This is a genomic window from Pseudoalteromonas sp. G5_S1_14_S5 (assembly GCF_054968605.1).
Map to the genome: position 1 here is coordinate 24,835 of NZ_JBQKUM010000053.1, position 9,761 is coordinate 34,595.

Here is a 9,761-nt window from a genome sequence, read left to right on the forward strand (position 1 = left end):
CATTTATTACCTCAAGGAGTCAAATTTATGACTGTCTATTTTGCTGTATTATTGACAGAGCAATTAGCGTGCCATACCTAAAGACGACTAGATATCGTATTACACTAGTCAGAAAGCTGACACTACTAATCTTTACTTAGTTTGGGATATCTATTCCAGCATCGCGCATTTTTGCTAACTTATAGCGCAATGTACGAGGGCTAATACCTAGTTTTTCAGCCATATCTTTACGTCGACCATTACATGCGATCAAAGTTTCGAGAATGATCGCATACTCTTGATCTCTAAGCTCATTCCCCAGCCCTTCACTGCTTGAAGCGATTTTATTGATCGGAGTTGCTTCTGCAATAGGCTTAATCTCTGGCGTTGCCACGTCGCTACCTTCCACAATCTGTTGAAGGCCACTGGCGTCTTGCCAATCGACTCCTTCAAGTAGGATATGCTCACCAGATATTTTTTCTTCTTCGCTCAGAATCAGGGCACGCTGCACGACATTATCAAGCTCACGGACGTTCCCCGGCCACGGATATTTGACGAGTTTGCTGATCGCTTGAGCTGACATGACCGGAACTGGCATGCCAAGTTTGGTACAGTGGCGCTCAACCAAGTGCTTCGCCAAAGGCTCAATATCACCTTTACGTTCACACAGTGGAGGCCAAGAAATTGGGAAAACGTTCAAACGGTAGTACAAGTCTTCACGGAAATTACCTTCAGACACATACTGCTTGAGATCTCGGTTACTGGTCGCGAGTACACGAACATCGAGTTTGATGCTCTTACGGCTACCTAAACGTTCAACTTCACGCTCTTGCAGCACACGCAGTAGCTTAGCTTGAAGGCCAAGGTCCATTTCACTGATCTCATCGAGTAAAATAGTCCCCCCCTGAGCTTGTTCAAATTTACCTGGACACGCTTGAATAGCGCCAGTAAATGCGCCTTTCTCATAACCAAACAGAGTCGCTTCCAACATATTGTCAGGAATTGCCGCACAGTTAATCGCGACAAACGGACCATCTTTACGGTTAGAGGCATTATGGATGTAACGCGACATCACCTCTTTACCTGAACCACTTGGGCCAAGAACCATAACATTAGCGTCAGTTTTGGCCACTTTATCGGCCAGCATCATTAGTTTGATACTTTTCTCATCAGCAACGATGGCATCACCATTGTCGTCCGACTTAACGGGAGCATAACGGCTCACCATATTTAGCAGTACTTCCGGTGCAAATGGCTTTGCCATGTAATCGATAGCGCCCTCTTTCATTGCAGCAACGGCATCTTCGATGTTGGCATAAGCTGTCATCAACAACACAGGGAGATTCGGCCAATGCTGCTTGATGTTTCTTAATAGTGCTAAGCCGCCCATGCCTGCCATCTGAACATCAGAGACAACGATATCGACGGAGTTCGATTTTAGTTTGACCAGAGCATCTTCTGCGCAATCTGCTTCTAGCCATTCATAGCCAGCAAGCGCGAGTGTATCGACAAGGGCCTCGCGTAGACCTTCATCATCTTCGACGATTAACACTTTGCTTTGAGCCATAGGATTCTCCAGTGTAAATTCAGTTAAAACTTATTAGTCTTCAGTAGAAGCGCTTCTTTCTAGAGGCAAGCACATGGTAAAGCATGCGCCATCGCCCTCTTCTGATATCAATTCCAGTCGGCCTTCATGTGCTCGACATACCATCTGTACCACCGCCAAGCCTAAGCCTGTACCTTGCGAGCGAGTGGTAAAGAATGGTTCCATAATTTTACCTTGAAGCTCTTTTGGTACGCCAGGACCGCTGTCTTGTACTGATATCTTAAGCTCGCCGTTTACCGGCCTAAAAAACACATCTATCTGTGATTCTTTGCCGGCAATTTGAACCGCATTCAAAACCAGATTACTTAAAGCAGAGGCAATCGCGTTGGCATTGCCGAACATTTGAGTCTGTTCGCCTTCCACTTCTTGGCAGTAATCAATTTGGTTCGATTTCAACGCCGCTTCTACCATTGGCTGAAATTCTGTGATGAGTTCAGCCACAGTAAAAGGTTTCACCACCTTGTTATCTCCGCCCTTAGCAAACAACAGCATGTCATTAACTTGCTTCTCTAAGTCATGAAGTCTATCCATAAGCTTAGATTGAAAACGTGTCTTTGTTGCCGGCGGTAGATTCGGTGCGGCAAGGTTTGACGCATACAACATCGCACTAGAAAGCGGTGTCCGAACCTGATGAGCAAGTGACGCCACCATTCTACCTAATGACGACAAACGCTGAAGATCACTAACCCGTGATTGCAGCAAACGCGTCTCGGTCAGATCGGTAATCAAAATCAGCTGACCTGTGGTAGAAGCAGAAATCGCCAAACGTACCTTTCGACCGTTCTTTAATGAGATCTCATGACCATCATCGTCTTTTGGATCAAAAGCACTTTGAATAACAGAAAACCACTTCTCTCCAACTAACTCGACGCCAAGAATGCGGTGCGCTTCAGGGTTTGCTTCTCTTACCTCACCGTGGGTATCTAACAAGATGACACCAGCAGGCATAACATCGAGCACTTGCTTGTAACGCTCGACCTGTTGTTCAACAGAATCTAGGTGTGATTGGTTTTCTGGTTCGTTAGATCCGTGCATGTCAAAAATTTGCCTCAAATACTAAAACAGCCTGACACGCACAAAACGAATCAGGCTATTTGCTATATCTATCACATAGTTAAGCAAGCAACAACTAGACTATGGTTTATCTTATCGCTTAGCTAAAGTGAACGATTAGCTAAAAATTTCGTGTTTATTTTTTCGTTTTTCGAAAAGCAGAACACTAACGCTGCAGATTGTATTTACGCATTTTCTCAACCAGAGTGGTTCTGCGCATGCCTAACATATCAGCCGCTCGAGCAACAATACCGCCTTGAGCTTCCAAGGCTTGATTGATCATATTGACTTCCATATCAGCGAGTAGCTCTTTCAGGTTAACCCCTTCTGGTGGTAATTCCTGAGGTGCATTCGCGTTGTCAGTCATATCATCTTGCTGGTCGAAGCTAAAATCTTCCGAGAACAGGTCAGCTAACGCGTCACGCTCTTGCTCTTCTTCAGACACAAAGCCATTAAACTCTGGTTGGAATTCAGGGATATCACTGTATCGATACTTAGTTGGCAAGTGGTTTACGTCCACTAAGCTATTCGGATAGAGAATAACCATGCGTTCCACTAAGTTCGCCAATTCACGTACGTTACCTGGCCAATCGTGCTCCATCAAAGAGTTAATCGCGCGAGGCGTAAAGCAGATGGGCAGACTACCTTCCGCTTCCATTCTCGTCATAAGCTCTTGAAGAAGAAGAGGAATATCTTCTTTACGCTCTTGTAAGGCCGGCATTTCAATCGGGAAGACATTCAAGCGGTAGTAAAGATCTTCACGGAATGAATCATCGTCGATCATATCTTCTAGGTTACGGTGTGTTGCCGCAATCACTCGAACGTTCGCCTGAATAGTACAATTGCCACCTACGCGTTCAAAGCATCGTTCTTGCAGAACACGCAACAGCTTAACTTGCATAGCCATTGGCATGTCGCCAATCTCATCAAGAAATAGCGTACCACCTTCAGCTAACTCAAAGCGGCCTTTACGTGCAGTAATCGCACCAGTAAATGCGCCTTTCTCATGGCCAAACAGTTCACTTTCCAATAAGTCTGGCGGGATTGCGCCACAGTTCACTGGCACAAACGGACCAGAGCGGCGTTTTGAATGATAATGGATGTTACGTGCAACCACCTCTTTACCGGTACCAGACTCGCCTAGAATCAGTACATTCGCTTCGGTAGAGGAGACTTGTTCAATCAGGTGACGAACTTCTTGAATACCAGCACTTTGACCCACTAGGCTGCGAAACAGTGTGTTCTTGAGCGCTGAAGAGACAACTTGAACCCCTTTGCGACCTAGGAAATCTTTGCAATGTCTTAATGCGTCACTTAACTGGGGGTAGTTTAGGGGCAGCTCGAGCTCACCAACAAAGTTGGTGAGCTCGTCAACAGGATGGTTGTTTTTACCAATCACAAGCAGAGGGATGTGATTCGCGTGAACAAGCCTATCATTCAGTAGTGCGTTGAAGCCATTACCTTTTATTGAGCCGATAATGCAACCAGTCCACTGTAGTGACCAGTCGACTTTGCGCGCTTGTTCAGAGCTGATAACTTCGCAGCTCTCTCCTACAAACTCTAATATTGTGCTTAAATTGTGACGGTCTTGAGCGTTATCGTCGACGACAAGCAGTTTTGCCAAACCTTGCATAAGTAGGAATTATTGCCTTTATTTTGGTGCGATGCGGAAAAACGGTGAGCAACGTAATCCATGAAATTTAGAATTCTATCTGTGATTATGGTTTACGAGGACAAATTTATGAAATCAGCAACGAAAAAAGCCATTAGGCTATCTAATGGCTTCTATTTTATTTGATTAAAAAAATAAGGCAACCAACCAATTAGCGGATCTAAGGTTGGCTAAAACAGCAATTTTTCTTTAAATACCGACTTCAGCTGACGTCAAGTTGTGATATTCATTCGGAATTTGGTCCCAAGCGCTCTTAATTTCGCGAATAATATCGATAACATCATCAATAGGCTGAGGGTCATTTTTGTGATTTGCCGCAGAAATTTGCGTGATCATGAACTCATAAAGTTGATCTAGGTTTTTCGCAATATCACCACCATCGTCCATAGAAAGGCAGCTGCGTAGGCTAATAATGATATCTAGAGCTTTGCCAAGACGCTCACCTTTAACAGGAATATTGCCCGCTTGCATTGCCGCTTTACCTTGGATCAAACGCTCGATCGCGCCCGCCATCAGCATTTGCACAATCTTATGCGGTGAGGCAGCCGTTAACTGACTATCCACTGATACCTTTTTATATGCCTGTAAAGAACCGCGCATAGTAAACCTCTTCTATAAAAACTTTTTGTATTGTTGAACTGACTTGGCACCGTGTCGGTACTTGTGCAAGGTTTTCCCTACCCGACCAGTTTCAGACTGCATCAATTCGACTAATTTTCTTGTTCTCGAAATAGCTTCAAACCACTCCGAACTTTGCTTAACGTCAGGGTGTGAATCGATGAATTGAAGCACGTTTTGCAATAACTGTTCTCTGTTATCGACAAGCGTCGCTATTTCTTCAGCATTAATTTCACTAAATTCGAGCTTAGAGATAATTAATTGATCTAGTTCACAAAGCTCTTGAAGCTGACTGGTCATCTATTAACCCAACGCATTCATCATGCTGCCAAGCTGAGACTGCATCTTACTCGTTGCATCTTGCATGGCAGTGAACTTAGAGTGAGTGCGACTTTCAAGACTATCCATTCTTCGATCTAAGGCGTTTTGGTCGTCTGCTAAACGGTAGTTTTGTTCAACCAAACTCTTTTCTCTAGTACGGATTGAGCCCGTAATGCCGGTGATACCCTGAATAGCATCTTCGACTTTTTTAGCAAAACCATTATTACCGCCAAAGAACTCGCCCAGTTTATCAAAGTTATTGTTTAGCTGTCGGTCTAGCATGCCGTAGTTGATCTCTAACGAGCCTTGTCTGGTGGTCGTAACACCAAACTCTGTTAAAGACTTAAGGTTCTCAGGTGCCCCTTCGATGCTTGAAGAGAATACGCCTTTCAATCGTGAGTCGGCGTTACGGACCGTACTGTCACCAGAAAGCGGGCCTTTTTGTCCGGTCGCAGGATCGACACCCGCCAAGTTTTTGGATACTTGGTAAAACTGGTTGTAAGAATTAACAAAGGCTTCAATGTCTTGGCGAACACTATTACGGTCGTACTCAACACCAATTTCTGCCGGTGGCTTATCTTTTGGGGTCTTTCCTTTCACCGTAATATCAATGCCTTCAACGGCATCTTCAATCACATTGTTGTTACTCGAGAGCTGAGCGACACCATCCAGAACGACCATTGAGTCTTGGCCAGCTTGAACTTCGGTCATGCCGCTGTAACTATCGAAAGACTGCTGAGCAAGCGCCAAATCAGCTTGTGCCTTGTCGACTTTCTCTAAGCGCTCTCGCTCTTCAGGCTCTAATTTGGCACGCTCGATATTTTTCGCTTGCTCTGCGGTCAATTCACCGTTTTCTACTTTCTTGGCCAGATCCGCTTTTTCTTGAGCGATCTTCTCTTCAATACGCGCTTGCTCTGCTTCTAACTTCTGCTGGGCTTCTTTCGGTGTCACATATGAATCAGTCAAGGTACCAGAGGCCGTATTCGACCAACCAGGAACATCAGGTGCTTTCTCAATCGCTTTTTCATCAAGCTCAAGTTCTGGTGTGTAATAAGAATCTAAAAGCGTACCAGAAGCGGTTTCCGTCCAACCTGGGATATTGTCTTCAGGCATGACAGATTTTGCCGCTTGAGCGGCGTCTAAGGCAGCTTGGCCATCTGCAGCGGCTTGTTCACCGAAGCTAAGGCTTTGAGAACCATCCTCCATAGGAGACGTTGAGTCCGCTTGAGAACCTGGAATGATATTGCCGCCTTCGTCGACAGCTTGATCAGCTTTCGGGTCATCATCAGAGATAGCCTCATCGATAAGATCAACGGTTTTTCCAGCAGGAGTGAGACCAAGTACCTCTTGAGCGGCAAGGCGAGCTTTCTCTAGCGCTTCAACACGTTCTTCAAGGGTTTTATATTCGAGTTTTTTTAGAGGATTTGACGCATCAGATTCTACATTGATGCTGATCTGTTGGTCTGCGCCAGATTTGTTGGAGGCGACAATAAGTCGAGGGCCTTCGGTATCATTAATAATGGATGCTCGAACGCCTGGGTTTCTATCTGCACCGTTTATGCTTCGAACAACATCGATTAGCTTCGATCTATCACCTACTTGCACATCAAAGCTATCATCACCAAGCGAAACCTGCAGCTTACCTGGGCCAAATTTCATATCATCAGACAAGACATCTGACGCCACTTTATGGCTCTGGGCAAGCTGCAACACATCGATGGCATATTTGCCAGCGATCGCTTCAGTAGTCGCGGTTGCAGAAACAAGCGCTTCATCAGTACTTTCTACTGTACGTACAGCGAAAGCTTTTTCCTGACGAAAGTTTGTCATCAGGTTTTTCATCGAATCGAGAGATTCTCTGAGTCTTCCATAGGCACTAATGCTGGTATCGATTCGCGCTCTTTCATTGTCGATTCGTTGCTGTTTAGGTACACGCTCCGAATCCACAATTTTGCTGACCATGGAATTGATATCCATGCCAGACGAAATCCCCATTGGGCCAAAACTCATTAAACCACCTCAATAATACGACTTAGACCTTCACCTCAAATATTCTACTATTTGAGTTTTGGGCTGCTAGGCGTCTTAGAATTTCAAGCATTTCTTCATCAGGTATCTGGCGAATAATATCGCCGGTTGTGGTTTCATAAATAGTCACCACATCCCTTCCCGATTCTTCATCGACCTTAAAAGCAACGCCCTTATTGAGAGAGGAGATAAACTCGTTTACCTTCTCCACCATCTTTACTCGCTCTTCATCATTTAACTCTTTTCTCTCTTGAGCTAATTGAATCGCAGCTTCGGTAGCTTCTTCTTTCGATTTATCTACCTTGCCATAAGAGGTTGCTTCTTTCAGTCGTGAAATGCTCGACGCACTACTACCTTCATCGCTTGCAATTTTAATGCCATTAGGTGAGCCATAAGGCTGGATGTTCGATGCGTTAGATGGTATTTCCATAACACTCTCCCTCCCTCCTTCATGAGCCAACAGTAAAACTCCACTTATAGCGGAGTTTACCGCTTCTTACCGAGGTAAGTTTAACCCAATAAGCTTAGAGCTGCTGATGGTGATTGTTTTGCTTGAGCTAGGATAGAAGTACTCGCCTGTTGTAGGATTTGAGACTTCGTCATTGCCGTTGTTTCTTTCGCGTAATCGGTATCTTTGATACGGCTCTTAGAAGCATTTACGTTTTCGTTGATGTTTTCTAAGTTGCTGATTGCGTGGTCAAAACGGTTTTGGAAAGCACCAAGAGATGCACGTTGGCTATCTACAGATTTTAGAGCGCCATCGATGATGGATACCGCTTCGTTTGCACCCGCAACTGATGTCACGTCGATGTCGTTTACGGTTACATCTTTACCTGCGCCAATACCTAGCTCACTTGCAAGACTGCCACCAAACTCAACATCACCTTCAACTTTTTGGCTAGAAGCGAAAAGTTGTAGTTTACCGCCTTCACCTACAGACGCTTTAACGTCTTGGCTTTGACCGTTGATGTAAGTTGCTAGCTCTTCAATATCGTTGCCTTCTTTAGCAGAGATAGATAGCTCTTGAGCTTCACCGAACTTATCGTTGTATTTGATAGTCAGGTCAGCACCAGCACCTACACGCCAAGATGCATCTTTACCTTCAGTAACACCGTAGCTCTTACCACCCATGTCTTGAGTGTCAGTACGCATGTTGCTCATAGAAAGCATTACCGCTTCACCTGAGTCAGCGCCGATTTGGAAAGATTGGCTACCGTAAGTACCGTTTAGAAGCTTGTTACCACCAAAAGAGGTTGTTTCAGCGATACGGTTCAGTTCTGTGTTTAGAGCAGATACTTCTTCTTGGATAGCAACACGCTCAGACTTGCTGTTTGAACCGTTTGCAGATTGAAGAGAAAGGTCACGCATACGTTGCAGAATGTTGGTTGACTCATTCATCGCACCTTCAGCTGTTTGTGCAATAGAGATACCGTCATTCGCGTTTTTCACAGCCATATCTAGGCCACGACTTTGCGACGTTAAGCGGTTAGAGATTTGTAAGCCTGCAGCATCATCTTTTGCGCTATTGATTTTATAGCCAGAAGACAAACGCTCCATTGATTTTTGAGTACCTTCAGCCGCGTTATTTAGGTAACGCTGAGCCGTCATTGCAGACACGTTAGTGCTTACATTAATCGCCATAGTTGATCTCCTTTAGGCATTTTTTAATGCACCCATGTGACTCTCACCTCACACAAATACATATCAATTTGTTTACGCACCACTGTCTCTCTCACCTTACATTGGTACATATCATTTCTCTCAATCCCTTTAACGGCGTCTTAATTAGAAGCTTTAATAAAAAATGTGTTTTTTTTCGCATTATTTTCAATAACAAAGAAAAGTGTGATCGCCATTCAATTGTTCAACCGATGTGCGCTAAAGTTTCCTGTCTTCACTCATTTATAAGTGTGGAATTCCACACAAAAAGCCAAAGCAGAACACTGATATCTCGTTCTACTCGCTTCTGGGGTGTCGGAGGGTTGATAGTTGAATCAGTCATTCCCTAGAGGGAGGGACGACCGTGATAGGGAATCTCGCTTGCTACCCACAACCCTAATTGGAAGCTTTAAAGCACACTTTGCCATTCGCAGAAAAGCAAAAACCCAGCCGAAGCTGGGTTTGTTTAGCGCTCATCTCTCACCACGAGCTAATTTGTGGAAGCCTTACGTCAATACTATTGGTCAACGTGGCTTTTTAATCGATTAACCTAGTAGGCTAAGTGCCGAGTTCGGAGCTTGCTTCGCTTGAGCAAGAATCGAGCTTGAAGCTTGAGAAAGGATCTGAGACTTAGTCATCTGAGTCGTTTCTTTCGCGAAGTCGGTATCTTTAATACGGCTCTTAGATGCATTAACGTTCTCGTTAATGTTGTCTAAGTTACTGATTGCGTGGTCGAAACGGTTTTGGAAAGCACCCAGCTCTGCACGGTGGCTGTCTACGTACTTCAGTGCTGCATCGATTACAGCTACAGACTCTTGTGCGCCT

The 9,761-nt window shown here is 44.7% G+C and carries 9 protein-coding genes; all 9 read right to left on the minus strand.

Annotated features, from left to right (window positions below; genetic code table 11):
* Positions 1-136 precede the first annotated feature (136 nt).
* Positions 137-1,546 (minus strand): sigma-54-dependent transcriptional regulator, encoded by a 1,410-nt coding sequence (locus tag ACTRWI_RS15715; protein WP_499132669.1) that lies wholly within the window; start codon positions 1,544-1,546, stop codon positions 137-139.
* Between the two features lie 33 nt (positions 1,547-1,579).
* Complete coding sequence (locus ACTRWI_RS15720; RefSeq protein ID WP_394139085.1) at positions 1,580-2,620, minus strand: sensor histidine kinase; 1,041 nt, start codon at positions 2,618-2,620, stop codon at positions 1,580-1,582.
* A gap of 184 nt (positions 2,621-2,804) precedes the next feature.
* Complete coding sequence (locus tag ACTRWI_RS15725; RefSeq protein WP_499132671.1) at positions 2,805-4,271, minus strand: sigma-54 dependent transcriptional regulator; 1,467 nt, start codon at positions 4,269-4,271, stop codon at positions 2,805-2,807.
* 228 nt (positions 4,272-4,499) lie between these two features.
* A complete protein-coding gene (gene fliS / locus ACTRWI_RS15730) occupies positions 4,500-4,910 on the minus strand; it encodes a flagellar export chaperone FliS (RefSeq protein ID WP_008218262.1) in 411 nt (136 codons plus the stop codon).
* Between the two features lie 12 nt (positions 4,911-4,922).
* Positions 4,923-5,228, minus strand: coding sequence for a flagellar protein FliT (gene fliT / locus ACTRWI_RS15735; RefSeq protein ID WP_004739828.1), 306 nt, complete (start codon positions 5,226-5,228; stop codon positions 4,923-4,925).
* Between the two features lie 3 nt (positions 5,229-5,231).
* Positions 5,232-7,259 carry a flagellar filament capping protein FliD gene (gene fliD / locus ACTRWI_RS15740; protein ID WP_499132673.1) on the minus strand — a complete coding sequence of 676 codons (2,028 nt, stop codon included), beginning with the start codon at positions 7,257-7,259 and terminating at the stop codon, positions 5,232-5,234.
* A gap of 22 nt (positions 7,260-7,281) precedes the next feature.
* Complete coding sequence (gene flaG, locus ACTRWI_RS15745) at positions 7,282-7,707, minus strand: flagellar protein FlaG (RefSeq protein ID WP_499132674.1); 426 nt, start codon at positions 7,705-7,707, stop codon at positions 7,282-7,284.
* A gap of 80 nt (positions 7,708-7,787) precedes the next feature.
* Entirely contained in the window at positions 7,788-8,918 is a 1,131-nt protein-coding gene (locus tag ACTRWI_RS15750) for a flagellin (RefSeq protein WP_061033702.1), read from the minus strand.
* A 563-nt stretch (positions 8,919-9,481) separates the two neighbouring features.
* Positions 9,482-9,761 (minus strand): flagellin (locus ACTRWI_RS15755; protein ID WP_372325231.1); only part of this gene is annotated, 280 nt, incomplete at its 5' end.